Genomic DNA, 17,124 nt, shown 5'->3' with positions numbered 1-17,124 from the left:
GGTGCCTTTCACAGGGAGGGATCGAGCGAGTACAACAACTGCGGGTCACCCGTCAGCGGGTGGGACACGATGCTGGCCTTGACGCCGAACACCTCGTGGACGAGATCCGTGGTGAGGACGTCCTCGGGCGTGCCGGTGGTGACGAGGCGGCCTTCGCGGAGAACCCCGAGGCGGTCGCAGGCGGCCGCGGCGAGGTTGAGATCGTGCAGCACGACCAGGACGGTGAGTCCCGAGCCGCGCAGGAGCGAGAGCAGTTCGACCTGGTGGCGTACGTCGAGATGGTTGGTCGGCTCGTCCAGCACCAGGATCTTCGGCTCCTGGACGAGCGCCCGAGCCAGCAGGACACGCTGGCGCTCCCCGCCCGAGAGCGTCAGGACTCCGCGCCGGGCGAGGTGCCGGATGTCGAGCTGGTCCATCGCGCGTTCGCACAGCTCCCACTCCCGGCGGCTGAGCGCCTGGTTGCCCTGAAGGTGCGGCGCGCGTCCGAGTGCGATGACCTCTTCGACCGTGAAGTCGAGATCGACGGCGCCGTCCTGGGTCATGGCCGCGATGACCTGCGCGGAGCGGCGCACGGTCAGGCGGGAGAGATCCTCCTCGCCCATCCAGACGGTGCCGGAGCTGGGGCGCAGCGCACGGTACACGCACCTGAGGGCGGTGGACTTGCCGCTTCCGTTGGGCCCGACCAGGCCCACGACCTGGCCACTTCCCACGTCCAGGGACAGGTCGCGTACCAGGCTTCTGCCGTCGGTCACGACGGACAGCCCGTCAAGTCGCAGTTCCATCTCAGCGACCTCCGAACATGTAGCCCTTGCGGCGCATCAGGGTGACGAACACCGGCACCCCGACGAGAGCGGTGATGACGCCCAGGGGCAGCTCGCGCGGTGCCACCAGCGTCCGGGACACCAGGTCGACCCAGACCATGAAGATCGCTCCGGCCAGTGGCGCCACGGCCAGTACGCGTGCGTGGGTGGCGCCGACGACCATGCGCACCACATGGGGCATGACCAGCCCGACGAAGGCGATGGCGCCACTGACGGCGACCATCACACCCGTCACGAGCGAGGCCAGGACGAGCAGGGCCTTTCGGTGCCGGTCGGGGCTGATGCCCAGGCTCGCGGCGGTCTCGTCCCCGAGGGCCAGCACGTCCAGCGCCCGGCCGTACCGGTACAACACGACCAGGCCGAGAACGACGACCGCGGAGACGACCGGGAGCGCACCCCAGCTCGCGGCGCCGAAGCTGCCCATGGTCCAGTACAGGACCATGCTGGTCGCCTCGCTGTCCGGCGCGAAGTAGATGATCAGGCTCATCACCGCCTGGAAGCCCAGCGACATGGCCACGCCCGTCAGGACGAGACGCAGCGGGGAGAGCGAGCCCCGGCTGGAGGAGGCGACGTACACCAGGAGCGACGCGACCAGGGCCCCGATGAAGGCACCGGCCGACACCGCGTAGATGCCCAGCGCCGCCAGCCCTCCGGTGACCGTGACACCGACGGCTCCGACGGACGCGCCGGAGGAGACGCCCAACACGAAGGGGTCGGCGAGCGCGTTGCGCACCATGGCCTGGATGGCCACACCGATCGCGCTCAGCCCGGCTCCCACGAGCGCCGCGAGCAGCACCCGTGGGGTACGGATCTGCCAGATGATCTGGTACGTGGTCACCTCGTCCTCGGCGATGCGGCCGCCGCTGACAGCCGCCCACAGATACCGGGCGGTCTCCCCCGGCGTGATCACGGCGGCCCCCAGACCGATGGCCACCACGATCGAGGTGAGGAGAACGACGAGCAGAACGGCGCAGGCAAGCACCAGACCCCTACGGGAGGCGAGCCGGCTCTTCACCCCCGTTGCGGGTTCGGGGGGTGCCGCGCCGGCTGACGTATCGGCGCCGCTGCTCGCCGATGGCGCGGTGATCGCTGGCGGTGACATAGAACTGGGCCTTCCAGGTTGAACGGAACGTACTGATCAGGGGCATGGCGCTCGCCCGTGGCCTCGGGGGACGCCATGAGCGCACCGGTGACGCGGAGACAGGCGCGCCGCTCGCCTCTTCCGCATCCGCCCGAGCGAGGCGATGCGGTGGAGCGACAGCCTCCGCGCTACGACGAGCAGGACGTCGAAGACGACGGTGACGCCCGGTAGCCGCCCAGGGCCGCCCCACGGCGGGGACGGCGAGGCGGGGCGACGCGGCGGAGGGTCCCCGTGCCCACGAGCGCGGAGAAGTCGATCGTGTCGCGCCCCTCGGCGAGCAGTTCCGTCGCGAACCGCCGACGAACGCGGTCCACCGCGGCGGCGGGCAGGCCGTCGAGCAGGCCCCTGAAGCTGGTGCCCGAGACCAGGGACCACAACAGGTCGGGGTCACCGGGCACAGCGAGCGGGACGTACTGCACATCGATGAACGACAGCGAGCGGGCGGCGAGCCAGTCCCGGAACAGCCGGGGCGTGCCGATGCGTTGGAGCGGGGTGGCCGGCCGTGGGATGTCGGCGGGGCCCGGCCGTTCCGGCGCGACGGCGCGGTGGATCGACTCGGTCAGCGGCTCGAGCGCGCCCTGGGACCAGGTGGCCACGGTCAGCCGACCACCTGGCCGCATCAGTCGCAGCAGTCGCTCTGTTCCTGCCGCCACGTCGGGAAACGTGGCGGCACCGAGCGAACACACCACGGCGTCGTAACCACCGGGAGGCGCGGGCCAGTCGAGGACGTCGCCGCACAGGAAGCGCACGTTGGAGAGACCGCGGACCGCGGCCTCGGCGCGGCCCCGCTCGATCGAGGGCTCCGCGAGGTCGACCGCGTCGATCACGCCGTGCGGGCTGACCTGCTCGCCGGCCGGAATCGCGGACGCCCCCGAGCCGCAGCACGCGTCGAGCACATGCACACCTGGGCGCAGTCGCGCGGCCTTGACGGTCGCCGCACCGAGCGGCGACCACAGCGCGCTGAACAGTCGGTCGGAGCTCTCCCTCCCTTCTGCCGATCCGGCGGCCACGTCGCGCGGTTCCATGCAAACTCCCGTCCGAAGGTGACAGCCACGGCAGCGTATATGAAAATGATAATCAGTACTACCCCTTTCGGTGACCGCGGATCGAACCGCCGAAGTCGTCACGGAGACTCGGCAAGCGGTGACGGAAGGGGGCACCGAAGGAGCGGCGTACGGAGCGGGATCACCCAACGCGCGTTGCCACGGGAGCGCTTACCCACTGAGTGATTGTCAAACGATGTTGACAATCATTTTCATCTGATGGATGCTGCTCGGGCCCCGCACCCTCCGCCCCGTCCAGCGGCCGCGGTGCGGGGACCACTCCATGTGATCTCCTGGGAGCAGCATGTCGGTCTTTCACAGCCGCCGAGAATTCCTCGCCCTCACCGGCGCCCCCACGCTCACCGGGTGCGGTGTCGGCTCCGGCGGCGGCCCCACGGCGGGCGGCAAGGTGACCGGATGGCAACGGGCGGGGGCTGGGACGGGCCGCCCTCGTCGCGCCTGAGGTCTTCGACGGACCCGGCCGCCGCCGAAGCGGCCCTCGCCCGGCTCACCCGGTTACGCGAGGAGCGGGCACCGCGCTCCTTCGAGTGAGCCGGCACCTCGGACTTCGCACGTCACCCCGCACCACACCGTCGTTCTCGACGGCGGATCGTCGACACCGGAGCACTTCGACCAGGTGCCGCGCGTTCCCGGCCACGCTCACCCGACGGCTCGTCAGCGCCATGGACCCGGGTGCGGGCCGGGCGGTCACGGACTGACCGCCCCCCGTCCGGTCCCTGAATCCACAGGCTTCCCATCCCCATCCGACAACGGAGGACCCATGACCGACCGGACCGCAGCCGACTCGGCCGCGTCCCAGGACGACGTCCGCGCCCTGCTGAACTCGCTGCCCGACACGCTGCCCCGCGACGAGATCCTCGCCATCAACAGCGGCTCCAAGTCCGAGATACACACCGAGCGGACGTACGACTACAACGGCTGGACCTTCACGCTGCCCCCGGGAGTCTTCAAGCCGGGCGACACCAGCCGTCTCGTCCACGACCGCCTCCTGGACGGCACGATCCCCGTCAAGGGCAGGTCGTACGCGGCGATGGGCGTCGGCCTCGGCGTCGAGGCCGTCGTCGCCGGCACGCTCGGGGCGCGGGAGATCTACGCGGCCGACGTCCACCCGGACAGCGTGGCCACGGCGGCCGGGCACTACGCGCGCATCGTCGGGGACCGGCCGGAGACGGTCTTCCGGCCGCTGGTGTCGAACCTCTTCGAGGAGTTCCCGGACTCCGCCCGGCTCGACGTCATCACCTTCAACCCGCCCGCCGTCAGTACGCGGACGAGCGACGACCCCACCGTGGTGCGGAACGTCTGCGTGGGCGCCGAGATCGTCCTGCGCTTCTTCGACCAGATCGTCACCCGCGACCTGCTCGCGCCGGACGGCGAGATCTACCTGATCGTGTCCAACACCGCCGAGCTCAAGCGGATCGTCGGCCACGGCATCGACGCCGGGTTCCGTCCCGTCGTGCTGCACCGCCAGACCTGGGAGGGCGACAACTGCCAGGCGTACCTGTTCAAGCTCATCCGCCGCGACGCCGCCTGACCGGGAGGACAAGGACATGCACGAGCACATAGCCGAGGCGGTCAAGGAACCGGACGTCATCACCGTCCCGCCGGGCGCGGTCTGTCTGCGCTTCGAGACGATGAAGCTGTACTCGGCCCTCGGGGCCGTACGCCACCTGCTGGAGACCGGGCAGATCAAGCCGGGTGACACCCTCGTGGACAGCTCCAGCGGCATCTACGCCCACGCGCTCGCCCTGGCCTGCCACCGGTACGGCCTCCACTGCCACATCGTCGGCTCCACCACCGTGGACCGCACCCTGCGCGTCCAGCTGGAGATCCTCGGCGCGACCCTGGAGCAGGTCCGGCCGTCCCAGAACCTCCGCCTGGACCAGAACCTCCGCGTCCAGCGGATCGGCGAACTGCTGCGCGAGAACCCGCACTACCACTGGATGCGGCAGTACCACGACGCCATCCACTACCTCGGCTACCGCGATGTCGCCGACCTGATCCGCAAGGAGGTCCCGGAGGGCCCGCTCTCGCTCGTCGGCGGGGTCGGCACCGGCGCGTCCACCGGCGCCATCGCCACCTACCTGCGCGAGGCGGGCCGGGACGTCACCCTCGTCGGGGTCCAGCCCTTCGGCAGCGTCACCTTCGGCGCCGAGCACGTCTCCGACCCCGACATGATCATCGCCGGGATCGGCAGCTCCATCCCGTTCCAGAACGTGCGGCGGGATCTGTACGACCGGATCCACTGGGTCAACTTCGACTACGCCATGTCGGGCGCCGTCGAACTCCTCCGGGCCAGCGGCATCTTCGCCGGCCTGTCGGCGGGGGCCGCGTACCTGGCCACGCTCTGGGAGCGGGAGCGCGACACCGACCGTACGTACGTCTTCCTCGCCGCCGACACCGGACACCGCTACGTCGACAGCGCCTACGCCCACCACTGCGACGCCAAGGGCCTCGGCGCCATGCGCCCCCACGAGGTGACCGCGCAGGACGAGCTCCGGCACCCCTGGTCCGCGATGGACTGGCCGCCGGTCGACAGCGCGCTGCTGCGCGGCGCCCCCGCCCTGGTGGCCGAGAGGGCTTAGCGGCCGAGGGCTCAGCAGCGTCGCGGGGCGGCGGCCCGCCACCGCGCCGCCCGTACCGACACCCCCGGGGCACACCCCGTGCCCGTACACACCGAGAAAGAACCGCCATGTCTCCTCTACAGCCGCAGTCCGTACCGGAACTCCGCGAGGCCGTCCTGGACGGCGCCTTCGGGCCGCTCCCCGGCGAGCTGGCCGTCACCAGCGCCTTCTGGCTCCACCACACCACGCGCCTGGCCGGCAGCCAGGTCACGTACCGCAACCACTACCTGCTGCTCCGCTCGGGCGACGCCTTCGGCGCCTGCTCCTTCGAAGCCGGCGCCATCGCCCCCGAGTTCTGCGCCGACGCCTCCGGACACACCCTCGACACGCTGATCCGCCACGAGTCGGCCCCGGTGCGCATCGCCGCGCTCGACGCCTACCTCGGCCGCGTGCGGCCCCACCGCGACGCGGCGGAAGCCGAGACGGTCACCCTGCCGACCGGAACGCCCGAGGTACGGGCCGGGGCCAGGGACGCGGCCGTCGCCGGGCTCCTCGACATCGCCCCCGGCGCGAAGGTCGCCCTCATCGGCGTCGTCAACCCGCTGGTCGCGGCGATACGCGAGCAGGGCGGCGTTCCGCTGCCCTGCGACTTCAACCTGCGCACGACCAACTGGGGCGACCCGGTCACCGACGACATGACGGAGGTGCTCGCCGAGGCGGACGCGGTCGTCGCCACCGGCATGACCCTCAGCAACGGCAGCTTCGACCAGATCCTGGAGCACTGCCGCAAGCGGGAGCTCCCGCTGGTGGTGTACGCCCAGACCGGCAGCGCCGTCGCGCGGGCCTTCCTCGGCGCCGGCGTGACCGCGCTGTCCGCCGAGCCGTTCCCCTTCTCCCAGTTCAGCGCCGACGAGACCCCGCTCTACCGGTACCGGGCGGAGCGGGCATGAGCAGCGAGACCCGGAAGCCCGCCGTGGCCCCCGGGCACGAGGCGGGCACGGAGGCCGGGACCGTGCCGGGCGACCTGCGGATGACCCGCCTCCTGTGGCCCTTCATGCTGGCCTCCGCCGTGGGTCTGGTGCCCTTCACCGTCTACAGCACCTTCCTCGTCCCCATCGCCGACGAGTCGGGCAGCGGCGTCGCGGCGCTCGGCCAGTTGCGCGGTCTCGGCGGCCTCGCCGCCCTGGCGGTGGGCACCGCGCTCGCTCCGCTGATCGACCGCGTCCGCAGGGAGTGGGCCGCCGCCGGCGGCCTGGCCGTGCTCGCGGTGTCGGCGGCGCTCGGCGCGAGCGGCGATCTCCTCCTGCTCGCCGCCTTCTGCCTGCTGGTCGGCGCCGGTACGGCCGTACTGAACCCGGCGCTGACCGCGGCCGCGGCCGACCGCTTCGTCGACGACGCCTCGGCGGGCCGTGCCGCCACCCTCATCACGGCCACCCAGTCGTTGACCGCGCTCCTCGCGGCTCCGCTCGTGGCGCTGCCGGCCCTGGTGTGGGGCTGGCGCGGCGACCTGTGGGCGATCGCGGCGCTCTGCTCCGTACTGGCCGTGTACTTCCTGCTGCGCGGCCGGCGCAAGCCCGGCGCCGAGAGCGCCGAGGAGGCGAAGCGCCCCGGCTACGTGGAGTCGTTCCGGCTTCTGGGCGCCCTGCCCGGAGTCGTGCCGCTGGTCCTGGTCGCCATGCTGCGAACGGCCGCATTCATGGGCTATCTCGCCTATCTCGCCGCCTTCTACGACCAGCGGTTCGGGCTCGCTCCCGAGCCGTTCGCGATGGTGTGGACGCTCAGCGGCACGGCCTTCTTCCTCGGCAACCTGTTCGCCGGACGGCTGTTGAGCGCCGAGAGGACGAAGATCACGGCGGAACGCCTGATGACGACCGCGCTGATGGTGGCCCTGGCCGCGCTGGTCGGCGTCTTCTTCGCCCACTCGCTCTGGCTGGCCCTGCCCCTGACGGCTCTCGTCGGCGCCGGGCACGCGACCGTCGCGGCCTGTGTCACCACCCTGCTCGTACGGCGTTGCGGCTCCCTGCGGGGGACGGCGCTGAGCGTCAACGCCGCCGGTATGAGCTTCGGTGTCTTCGTGGGCGCCGGACTCGGCGGCGTCGGCCTGGCCCTCGGCGGCTTCCCGGGCACGGCGGCCGCCCTCGGCGGACTGACGCTCGTGGCACTCGTCCTCGCCCGGGTCGCGGCCCGGCCCGCCACTTCCGCCGGGGACTGAGCGGACGGCCTCCGCGTGCCGGGGCACGGCACACGGAGGTCCGCACGGCCCGGGTCCCTCGGAACGCTCCGTGGGACCCGGGCTTCGACGAACAGGAACAGCCTTCGGCAGGGGGTCGGGCGTGACCGTCACAGCAGTGGAGACGAACAGGCGCATGACACGTCAACGCGCCGCCGTGCGGGAGGCGCTGGCCGATCGCGCCGAGTTCGTCTCGGCCCAGGAGCTCCACGGGTCGATGAGCGAGTCGGGCATCCGCGTCGGTCTCACCACCGTCTACCGCGCACTGCGGGGCTTGGAGCGGTCCGGCGCCGCCGACGTCGTGCGCGACGACGTCGGCGAGAGGCTCTACCGCTACCGCCGCCCCGAGACCGGGCACCGCCACTACCTCCTGTGCCGCCGCTGCCGCCGCCATGAGCCCCTGGACACGGAGGTCGTCGAGGACTGGGTCGCCGCCGTCGTAGGGTCGACCGGCTTCGCGGACGTCGAGCACACCCTCGAACTCACCGGGATCTGCGCCGAGTGCCGGAACGGCGAGGACCACGGCGGCGCGCAGTCGCCTCCTCCCGCCATGGCTCACCGCTGAATCCTCCTCCTGCCCCCGGCTTCCACCTCGGCCGACCGGACCGGGCCGCGCTGTTGCCCGGAACGATCCGGGGGTATGGGCCACCATGACCGCATCTCGCCCGGCACCGCGGAGGAGCGGAGGCAGACGGTGAAGGCAACGTTCACGCTGGGACGCATCGCCGGAGTACGCGTCGCCCTCAACTGGAGTGTCGTCGTCATCTTCTGGCTGGTGACCGTCAGCCTCGCCGAGGGGCGGCTCTCTCACACCTACCCCGGCCACCCGGCCGGGGCCTACTGGGGGCTGGGGTTCGCGGTGGCCGTGGTGTTCGTGGCCTCCATCCTGGCCCACGAGCTGGCCCACGCGGTCGTGGCGCGGCGCAACGGCGTCGAGGTGGAGGACATGACCCTGTGGATGCTCGGCGGCGTCGCCCGGCTGAGGAGCGAGGCCCCGAGCCCCGGTGCGGAGCTGCGCATCGCCGGAGTGGGACCCCTGGTCAGCGCCCTGCTCGGCGTTCTCTTCGCCTTCCTGGCCGGCTTGCTGGGCCTGCTGTCGGCGCCCGGGCTCGTGGTCGAGTCCCTCGCCTGGCTCGCCGGGATCAACGTCCTGCTGGCACTGTTCAACAGCATTCCCGCCGCTCCTCTCGACGGAGGCCGGCTGCTGCGAGCGGCGCTGTGGAAGTTCACCGGCGACCCGATGCGCGCGGCGGTGATCGCGGCGGCGGCCGGGCGCGGGTTCGGGTGGATCCTGGTGATCTACGGCTTCGTGTCCATGCTCGTCACCGGCACGTTCTCCGGGCTGTGGACGGCCCTGATCGGCGGATTCATGATCGCCGCGGCCACGGCGGAGGGTCAGCAGGCGCAGATGCGCGGCACACTGGCCGGAATCACGGTGCGCCACATCATGACGCCCGACCCTGTCACCGTGCCCGCGGACACGACCCTCGAACATTTCCTGGCGGCCGCGCCCTTCGGCCACCACCGGCACACGGCGTTCCCCGTGGTGGCGGCCGACGGCAGACCCGTAGGGCTGGTGACCGCCGCCGGGATGGACCGGACTCCGTGGGCCCAACGGGGTTCGACCACCGTCGCCGAGGTCATGGCTCCTCTCGACGAAGTCGCCACCGCCTCCCCGGACGAGCCCATCGGCGACGTCCTGCCCCGCCTGGAGGCGGCGACCGAGAACCGCGTACTCGTCCTGGCCCCGGACGGCCGCGAGCTCGTCGGCATCCTCTCCCCCACCGACATCAACAGAGCCATCACCTGGCTCTCGGCCACACGAGACAGAGAATGACGGGCGCGGGCCCACCCGCCGCTGCCGGCCGACCGTGTTCCCCCGTTTCCCGCGCCGGAGTGGTTTGCCGTCCGCTCCACGGGTTAGCCGCGCGTACGCCGGGGGCTGCTCGGGCCTCCGGACACACGTCAGGAGGCAGGAGGTGTGTCCCCATGGGACTGCCGATACGGCGGGCCGGCGGCCGGTTGGGCCGCGCGGCGGCATGGGACCCGATCCGGGACTTCGAGAGCATGTGGGACGAGATGGGCCGGCTGCTCGAACGCGCGGCCACGCCGGCGGGCGGCGGCGCGTGGATGCCGATGGCGGAGGAGCGGGACGACGAAAGCTCCTACACCGTGAAGGTCGAACTGCCGGGCTTCTCGCCGGAGAACATCAACCTGGAGGTGGAGGGGGACGAGCTGGTCATCAGCGGTGAGGTGGCCGAGGAGCACACGGGCAAGGTGCTCAGCCGCAGAACCGGGAAGTTCATGTACCGCACGACGCTGCCGCCGGGCGCCGACAGCGAGCAGTGCGACGCCGACTTCGAGAACGGCGTCCTCACGGTCACGGTCCCCAAGACGCAACAGCGGGCAGGCCGGCGCAAGATCGAGATAGGCGGCGGCCGCCGCACCATCGAGGGCAGGGCCGAGCCCGGCCGGACGGACCCGCAGACCGGCGGGGAGTAGCGGAGAGCAGGGGTACGGGGCCGGGGCACCGCTACTCCGGCTCCGTGCCACTCCCGTCGTACGTCTTGGTCCAGGTCTCACCGCAGCGGCAGTGGAAGGTCTCGCTCAGCTCTCCGCTCGCGGAGACCCGTACGTCGTTCCTGAGCCGGACATGAACATGTTCGCCCATAAGGCAGCAACTTCCTGAAAGCGATAAAGGGGGCTCATTGTGTGCAGGTCGTCCCGGCCGCCACAACACCCCGCAGGCACCCTTTCGCCATAATCCTCGTCACAGTCGTGAGTGGTGGCCCGCGGCCTTTCGCAGCAGGATGAATCCATGGCCGCTGGCACCGATTACGCGCGCATGCTGAAAGGGTTGCTCAGGGCCAGCCACACGGCCGCTTTCGAACAGCTTCCGGCGCTGGTGAGGCGGTATGCCCGGCCGGCGGGCTTCCAGCACGCGCGCCTTTATGTGGTGGACCTGCGCGAGGACACGCTGCGTGAGGTCACGGGAGAGGGCATCGACGCCGGCCAGGGCGGTCAGGAGCTGAAGGTCGACGGCACGCTCGCGGGACGGGTCTTCCAGGCCATGAAGGTCCACTCCGCTCCCAGCGGGTCGGGCACCCAGTACTGGCTCCCGCTCCTCGACGGCACCGAGCGCCTGGGCGTCCTGGGCCTCACCGTCGAGGGAGAACCGGACGACGAGGCGGAACAGGCCATGGAGGACCTCGCCTCCGTCGTCGGGCTGATGCTCGTGTCCCAACGGCCGCACAGCGACTCCTACGCCCGGCTCACCCGCCTGCAGCCCATGTCGGTGTCGGCGGAGATGCAGTGGACGCTGATGCCCCCGCGTACCTACACCGGCCCCGAGGTCACCATCGCGGCCGCCATGGAGCCCGCCTACGCCACCGCGGGAGACGCCTTCGACTACGCGATCTCGGGCCATACCGCCCATCTGGCGATCTTCGACGCCATGGGCCATGACACGGCCGCCGGCCTCACCGCCAATCTGGCGATGGCCACCTGCCGCAGCGAGCGCCGCCAGGGCCGGGGCCTCTCCCGCGCGCGCGACAGCATCGAGCGCATCCTGATCGAGCAGTTCACCCACGACCGCTACGCCACCGCCATCCTCGCCGACCTCGACCTGGGCACGGGCGTCCTGTCATGGCTCAACTGCGGGCACCTGCCGCCCATCCTCATCCGCGAAGGACGCTGGATCACCGCGCTCGACCGCCCGCCCACGCACCCGCTGGGAACCGAGCTCAATCTCCCGGCCCGGGTCCACCAGGAGCAGCTTCAGGCGGGCGATCGGCTCATCCTCTACACCGACGGCATCACGGAGGCCCGCGACCGTCACGGCCGGGAGTTCGGGCTCGACCACTTCGTCGACTTCATCGTCCGCCAGCAGGCCGCCGCGCTGCCCGTCCCGGAAACCCTGCGCCGCCTCGTCCGCGCGGTACTCGACCACCACGACGGGCAGCTCAACGACGACGCCACCGTCCTCCTCGCCGAATGGCACGGCGCCCGATCGGCCCAGCCTCACGGCGAGAGGTGAGCTGCCCCGGTGGGGCCACCGCGGCACGGAACGAGTGGCGGGCGCTCACCCGGTCCTGGGACGTGCCGGTGACCGGGTGGTGAGCTGAGCCGGCCGGAGACGGTCGAGGGCGGGACGTCAGGCGACCGCGCTCAGGTTGTCCGCGAGGCGGCGGCGGGCCGCGCGGGCCGCTGGGAGGGTCGTCAGGGCGATCGCGCCGAGGACGGCGGCCGCGTTCATGGCCGTGAGGTGCCCGGCGGGCGGGGTCTCGGCGATGCCGGAGCCGACGCCGGTGGTGTGGGCCTCGTGGTCGATCAGCCAGTGGGCGATGGGGACACCGAGGGCCGTCGCGGCGAGGGCGGCGGCGAGGGCGGTGCAGCCGATGGCGGTCACGGTGACGGCGGTGATCTGGCGCGGGGAGAGCCCGATGGCCTTCAGGGCCAGCAGGTCGCGTTCGCCGTCGCGGATGCCACCACCGATCGCCGTGGAGAGTTCGGTCAGACCGATGAGGGCGAGGACGGCGATGAGGCCGAGGACGACGCCGCGCAGGGTGGAGAGCCGGTCGGCGGGGGTGGTGACCTCGTGGACGTCGAGGTGGCCCGCGGAGGCCTCGGCCAGTTCGGCGCGCACGGCGCGCGGGTCGGCGCCGGGCGCGAGGCGGAGCTGGTAGAGGGTGGGCCGCAGGGCGGGGTCGTTCTCGCGCAGGGTGTCGAGCGAGGTGGAGATGACCCGGCCGCCGTTCTCCGGTTCGATGCTGCGGCCGACGAGGTGCAGCACCTGCGGGTGGCCGCCGACCGTGACGCGGACCCAGTCGCCGACGCGTACGCCGAGGAGGTCGAGCAGGCCCTGGCCGGCGACGGCCTCGTCGGGGCCGTGGGCGGGGCGGCCCTCGGCGATCGAGTACGGGTAGGGCTCGTCGCGGGTGCCGAGGCCGCGCAGCGCGATGGTGCCGGTCTGGCCGGGGACCAGGGCGGCGACCTCCAGGCCGGGGTGGGCCGCGGTGACCTGGTCGTTGGTCCCGAGCAGCGCGGCGGTCTCGCGGTCGGTGAGGGTGGCGTCGGGGCGGGCGGTGAGCGCGGCGGCGTGGCCGAGCTGTTCGGGGCGGCTGTCGAAGCGTTCGATGGTGGTCCACGCGCTGAGGGCCACGGTGATCAGCAGCAGCGGCAGGGCGAGGCGGACGATGGCGGCCGGGGCGCGCCGGCCTCGGCCGAAGGCCTGGTGCCAGCCGAGCACCAGCGCGGCCGGCACGCGCAGGCCGAGTGCTCCGCGGGCGGCCCGGGACAGGCCGCCGCCCGGGGCGACCGCGGCGGGGACGACGGGCACGGGCTCCACGCGCCCGGCCCGCCACGCGGCCAGGCAGGTGGCCGCCCCGATGAACAGCACCGCCGCGACGGGCACGGCGAGCAGCGCGGCCGTGTGGCCCTGGAGCCCCTGCCAGACGCCGACGGCGTCGCCGAGCCGGCCGGGCAGGCGGTTGCCGAGCGTCTGGACGGCCGCTGTGGCGAGGGCCGCCCCGGCCGCGGCGAAGGCGAGGTGCTGGACGAGGAAGACGCGTACGACCTGGCCGGGGGTGAAGCCGATGGCCTTGAGGACGGAGATGTCCCGCAGGTGGCCGCGCACGCGGGTGCTGATGGCGCCGAACACCGCGAGGGCGGCGGCGATCAGCGCGCCGAGCCCGAACAGGCCGAGGACCTGGCCGAGGAGCCGGGTGTCGCCCTGGGCCTCGGCGCGGGCCTGCTGCCAGGTGGAGACGTCGGTGACGGCGCCGGCGCCGAGCGCGGTGACCGCGCGCTGGACGGTGTAGTCGGTGTCGTCCGGGTCGGTGAGGCGCAGTCCGACGACCTGGCCGCCGCCGCGGCCTTCCGGTACGGCGCGCGGCAGGGCCCAGACGGTGCCGGGCCGCTCGCCGGGGCGGTAGCGGGGCTCCGCGCTGTCGGCGACGCCGAGGACGGTGAGGGTGCGGCCGGTCGGCAGGGTCAGGCGGTCGCCCGGTTCGGCCCACAGGGCGCGGGCGAGGCCGGATTCCAGGACGACGCCGTCGGGGGCGGCGTCGTCCAGCCACCGGCCCGACGTCACCTGCGGCCGGCCGATGGCCGGGGGTTCGGCGCCGGTGGCGCGCAGTTCCACGCCGGCGCGGGCGCCCCGGGAGGCGACGGTGGCGGCCGCGGTGCGGTGGGGGCCGGAGAGCTGCTCGACTCCGTCGAGCGTCGCGAGGGGCCGGGTGTCGGCGGCGGGGCCGGCGTGGATCCACACGTGGGCGCCTCGCGACTGGGTGAAGACGCGCTGCCAGGGGTTGGTGGCGTAGCCGAAGAGCGCCGTGGCGAGCAGCAGGGAGCCGACGATGCCGGCGGTGGCGACGACCATGAACAGCGCCTCGCCCCGGTGGGTGCGCAGATCGGCGTGCGCCCAGCGCAGCATGGCCCGCACCGGTCAGTCCTTCAGTTCGATCACGCCGGCGAGGCCGTGGCCGCGTGGCGGGGTGTCGCCGAGTTCGGCGTCGTCGGCTATCCGGCCGTCGAATAAGCTGATCACCCGGTCCGCCGCGCTGGCGAGCCGGGCGTCGTGGGTGACGAGGACGATGGTCTGGCCGCGCTGGTGGAAGCGGGTCAGCTGCCGCATCACCTCGCGGGTGCCCTTGCTGTCGAGGCTGCCGGCCGGTTCGTCGGCGAGGAGCAGCCGCGGATGGTTGACCAGGGCGCGGGCGAGCGCGACGCGCTGCTGTTCGCCGCCGGACAGCTCGCCGGGCATGCTGCGGGCCTTGCCGTCGAGGCCCAGCTCGGCGAGGAGCTCCTCGCGCTCGGCGCGGGCGCGCTTGGCGGAGGCGCCGGCCAGCAGGGCGGGCAGTTCGACGTTGTCGGCGACGGTGAGGTTGGAGACGAGGTTGAAGAACTGGAAGACGATGCCGATGCGGCGGCGGCGCTCCACCGCCCAGCGCGCCTCGGTCCAGCCGTCGGTGCTCTCGCCGTCCAGCCGGAGCGAGCCGCTGTCGGGGCGCTGGAGGCCGCCGAGGAGGTGCAGCAGGGTGGACTTCCCGGCGCCGGAGGGGCCGGTGACGGCGACGAACTCGCCGCGCCGCACGGTCAGGTCGACACCGCGCACGGCGTGTGCGGGCGCGCCCTCGCCGTGGTGGGTCTTGACGAGGCCCTCGGCACGCAGCAGCGGCACGGGTACGGCGGAGTCCGTCATCGCAGCTCCTCCAGTTCCTCCTGGCACCGCTCCAGCCAGTCGAGGTCGGCCTGGAGGTGCAGCATGGCGCCCTCGATCAGCAGGTGGGCGATGCGGTTGTCCCGGTCTTCGGTGGCGGCCAGCTTGGACAGGTTGCGCATGGTGGTGAGGTACTCGCGTCGCTGCTTGTTGATGAGGGCGATCTGGTCGGCGAGACCGGTGTGCGGGGCGAGGGCGAGCTTCATGAAGAACTCGTCCCGGACCCTCGGCTCGTCCGCCGTCTCCTCGAACCAGGCGCGCAGTGCTTCCTGCCCGGCGTCGGTGAGGCGGTAGATCTTCTTGTTGGGGCGGCTCTCCTGGGCGATCTCCTCGCCCTCGATCAGCCCGGACTTCTCCAGCCGGCCGAGGGTGACATAGATCTGGCCGACGTTGGTGGGAGGGTACGCGGCGCCCAGCAGTTGCTCAAGCTCCTGCTTGAGCTCGTAGCCGTGGGCGGGGCCCCTGGCCAGGAGGGCGAGGAGGGGAAGGCGCACCCGTGCTGTCCTCCCTTGGCGTGCTCCCGGTGTGATGTGGGCTCTAGTATCGCCCATGCCTAACGGGTATACATGCCCTGTCGCCGGACGAAGGTGTACGGCGCGGCGCTCTGGGAGGAACCTATGCGGTGGATCCATGCCGCCGGTAGGGGTCTCCTGGCTCTGGCGGTCGTACTGACGGGTTATGTGGCCTCCGGCTCCCCGTCGGGCGGCGCGGAGCGCGAGGGCGGGCGCGGCCCCATGACGCTGGCGACGGCCGGTGACCTCACCGGCTATCTCGGCCGTGTCCTGGACGGCTGGAACCGCGCGCACCCGGCCGAGCGGGTCACGCTGGTGGAGCTGCCGGACTCGGCCGACGAGACCCGGGCCCAGATGATCACGGATCTGAGGTCGGGCGAGGGCCGGTTCGATCTGCTCAACATCGATGTCGCGTGGACGTCGGAGTTCGCCGCGTCGGGATGGATCGCGCCGCTGGAGCGCGGCCGGTTCCCGCTGGAGAGCTTCCTGCCGCCGGTGGTGGACACGGCGACGTACGACGGGCGGCTCTACGCCGTCCCGTACGTGACCAATGCCGGCATGCTCTTCTACCGCAAGGACGTGCTCGACCGCGAGGGGCAGCGCCCACCGCGGACGTGGGCGGAGCTGGAGCGGCAGGCCCGCACCATCGCCCCGAGGTACGGACTCGGCGGATACGCGGGCCAGTTCCTGCCGTACGAGGGGCTGACGGTCAACGCCGCCGAGGCGGTGTACTCGGCGGGCGGGTCGATCCTCGGCGACGAGGGCGAGCGGGTCACGGTCGACTCGGCGGCCGCCCGTGAAGGGCTGGGGTTCCTCTCCCGCGGTGTGCGGGACGGCTGGATCCCGAGGGAAGCCCTGGCGTACAAGGAGGAGGAGTCCCGGCAGGCGTTCCAGGACGGCCGGCTGCTCTTCCTGCGCAACTGGCCGTACGCGTACGCCAGCGCCTCCGGCGCGCGGTCGAAGGTCGCGGGGAGGTTCGGGGCGGTGCCGCTGCCGGGTCCCGAGGGCCCGGGCGCGAGCGTGCTGGGCGGTTCCAATCTGGCCGTGAGCAGCCACGCCCGGCATCCGGAGTCGGCGCGCGACCTGATCGCGTATCTCACGAGCGAGCGGGTGCAGCGCCGCGTCCTGGGCGAGGGCGCCCTGCCGCCGGTGCGGGCCGCGCTGTACGGGGATCCGGCACTGGTGGCGCGCTTCCCGTATCTGCCCGCCCTCCGGGAGAGCGTGCTCGCGGCCGCGCCGCGTCCCAAGAGCCCGCACTACGAGCAGGTGAGCCTGGCCGTGCAGGCCGTGGCGCATGACGTGATGGCGCAGCACCAGACGCCCGAGGCGGCGGTGCGCCGGCTGGCGGACGAGCTCGCGGCCATCGCCCGTCGTCGCTGACGTCCCTCTCATCGCTCTGTCACCTCCCGGCTCGCTAGATATCCGTTAGCTACCGGCGCCGCGGTGCCTAGACCTGAGCGACCTGCGCAAACCGGCACACACTCCCCCAACGTCCGTCGTTTTTTGGCAACTTCGTTGACACCTACGTGACACGCATACCTAACATGCATGCATAACCGCTACCCGCTCTGGGTGG

17 protein-coding genes are annotated in these 17,124 nt (G+C 72.3%); 10 read left to right on the top strand and 7 right to left on the bottom strand.

Annotation, left to right across the window (positions count from 1 at the left end; all coding sequences use genetic code 11):
- Window positions 1-8 precede the first annotated feature (8 nt).
- From ACWDX6_RS09615 to ACWDX6_RS09605, 3 genes are all read right to left on the bottom strand, one after another.
- Complete coding sequence (locus ACWDX6_RS09615) at window positions 9-782, bottom strand: ABC transporter ATP-binding protein (protein ID WP_451484385.1); 774 nt, start codon at window positions 780-782, stop codon at window positions 9-11.
- A gap of 1 nt (window position 783) precedes the next feature.
- Window positions 784-1,803 carry a FecCD family ABC transporter permease gene (locus ACWDX6_RS09610; RefSeq protein WP_451484384.1) on the bottom strand — a complete coding sequence of 340 codons (1,020 nt, stop codon included), beginning with the start codon at window positions 1,801-1,803 and terminating at the stop codon, window positions 784-786.
- A 287-nt stretch (window positions 1,804-2,090) separates the two neighbouring features.
- Window positions 2,091-2,987 carry a class I SAM-dependent methyltransferase gene (locus ACWDX6_RS09605; RefSeq protein ID WP_451484383.1) on the bottom strand — a complete coding sequence of 299 codons (897 nt, stop codon included), beginning with the start codon at window positions 2,985-2,987 and terminating at the stop codon, window positions 2,091-2,093.
- Between the two features lie 435 nt (window positions 2,988-3,422).
- Between ACWDX6_RS09605 and ACWDX6_RS09600 the strand changes: the two genes are divergently transcribed.
- The 8 genes from ACWDX6_RS09600 (at window position 3,423) to ACWDX6_RS09565 (ending at window position 10,319) form a co-directional block, all read left to right on the top strand.
- Window positions 3,423-3,557 (top strand): hypothetical protein, encoded by a 135-nt coding sequence (locus tag ACWDX6_RS09600; RefSeq protein ID WP_451484382.1) that lies wholly within the window; start codon window positions 3,423-3,425, stop codon window positions 3,555-3,557.
- 229 nt (window positions 3,558-3,786) lie between these two features.
- Window positions 3,787-4,557 (top strand): methyltransferase, encoded by a 771-nt coding sequence (locus ACWDX6_RS09595; protein WP_451484381.1) that lies wholly within the window; start codon window positions 3,787-3,789, stop codon window positions 4,555-4,557.
- A 16-nt stretch (window positions 4,558-4,573) separates the two neighbouring features.
- On the top strand, window positions 4,574-5,608 hold the full coding sequence (locus ACWDX6_RS09590) for a pyridoxal-phosphate dependent enzyme (RefSeq protein ID WP_451484380.1): 1,035 nt from the start codon (window positions 4,574-4,576) through the stop codon (window positions 5,606-5,608).
- Window positions 5,609-5,715: 107 nt separating this feature from the next.
- Entirely contained in the window at window positions 5,716-6,537 is an 822-nt protein-coding gene (locus tag ACWDX6_RS09585) for a Rossmann-like domain-containing protein (RefSeq protein ID WP_451484379.1), read from the top strand.
- Complete coding sequence (locus ACWDX6_RS09580) at window positions 6,534-7,799, top strand: MFS transporter (RefSeq protein ID WP_451484378.1); 1,266 nt, start codon at window positions 6,534-6,536, stop codon at window positions 7,797-7,799. Before ACWDX6_RS09585 ends, ACWDX6_RS09580 begins: the two co-directional genes overlap by 4 nt.
- A 154-nt stretch (window positions 7,800-7,953) precedes the next feature.
- Window positions 7,954-8,382 carry a Fur family transcriptional regulator gene (locus ACWDX6_RS09575; protein ID WP_451484377.1) on the top strand — a complete coding sequence of 143 codons (429 nt, stop codon included), beginning with the start codon at window positions 7,954-7,956 and terminating at the stop codon, window positions 8,380-8,382.
- A 75-nt stretch (window positions 8,383-8,457) separates the two neighbouring features.
- On the top strand, window positions 8,458-9,654 hold the full coding sequence (locus ACWDX6_RS09570) for a site-2 protease family protein (protein ID WP_451484376.1): 1,197 nt from the start codon (window positions 8,458-8,460) through the stop codon (window positions 9,652-9,654).
- A 152-nt stretch (window positions 9,655-9,806) separates the two neighbouring features.
- The gene (locus ACWDX6_RS09565; protein WP_451484375.1) at window positions 9,807-10,319 is read left to right on the top strand and encodes an Hsp20/alpha crystallin family protein; all 513 of its coding nucleotides are present in this window, start codon (window positions 9,807-9,809) and stop codon (window positions 10,317-10,319) included.
- A gap of 31 nt (window positions 10,320-10,350) precedes the next feature.
- Here ACWDX6_RS09565 and ACWDX6_RS09560 read toward each other — a convergent pair whose 3' ends face one another.
- On the bottom strand, window positions 10,351-10,488 hold the full coding sequence (locus ACWDX6_RS09560; protein WP_451484374.1) for a hypothetical protein: 138 nt from the start codon (window positions 10,486-10,488) through the stop codon (window positions 10,351-10,353).
- A gap of 147 nt (window positions 10,489-10,635) precedes the next feature.
- Between ACWDX6_RS09560 and ACWDX6_RS09555 the strand changes: the two genes are divergently transcribed.
- Window positions 10,636-11,853 carry a PP2C family protein-serine/threonine phosphatase gene (locus ACWDX6_RS09555; protein ID WP_451484373.1) on the top strand — a complete coding sequence of 406 codons (1,218 nt, stop codon included), beginning with the start codon at window positions 10,636-10,638 and terminating at the stop codon, window positions 11,851-11,853.
- A gap of 117 nt (window positions 11,854-11,970) precedes the next feature.
- On the opposite strand, the gene ACWDX6_RS09550 is transcribed toward ACWDX6_RS09555, so the two are convergent.
- The 3 genes from ACWDX6_RS09550 to ACWDX6_RS09540 are packed head-to-tail and all read right to left on the bottom strand — an operon-like array spanning window position 11,971 to window position 15,530.
- Window positions 11,971-14,259 (bottom strand): ABC transporter permease, encoded by a 2,289-nt coding sequence (locus tag ACWDX6_RS09550; protein ID WP_451484372.1) that lies wholly within the window; start codon window positions 14,257-14,259, stop codon window positions 11,971-11,973.
- A gap of 3 nt (window positions 14,260-14,262) precedes the next feature.
- A complete protein-coding gene (locus ACWDX6_RS09545; RefSeq protein ID WP_451484371.1) occupies window positions 14,263-15,018 on the bottom strand; it encodes an ABC transporter ATP-binding protein in 756 nt (251 codons plus the stop codon).
- Window positions 15,015-15,530: a PadR family transcriptional regulator gene (locus ACWDX6_RS09540; RefSeq protein ID WP_451484370.1), complete on the bottom strand. Its 516-nt coding sequence runs from the start codon at window positions 15,528-15,530 to the stop codon at window positions 15,015-15,017. The genes ACWDX6_RS09545 and ACWDX6_RS09540 overlap by 4 nt, the downstream gene beginning before the upstream one ends.
- 123 nt (window positions 15,531-15,653) lie before the next feature.
- Between ACWDX6_RS09540 and ACWDX6_RS09535 the strand changes: the two genes are divergently transcribed.
- A complete protein-coding gene (locus ACWDX6_RS09535) occupies window positions 15,654-16,928 on the top strand; it encodes an ABC transporter substrate-binding protein (RefSeq protein ID WP_451484369.1) in 1,275 nt (424 codons plus the stop codon).
- The last annotated feature ends 196 nt before the right edge of the window (window positions 16,929-17,124 follow it).

It is taken from the genome of Streptomyces sp. NPDC003027 (assembly GCF_053591435.1).
Note: the sequence above shows the minus strand (reverse complement) of the source record. Positions and strands in the feature narration are given on the sequence as shown.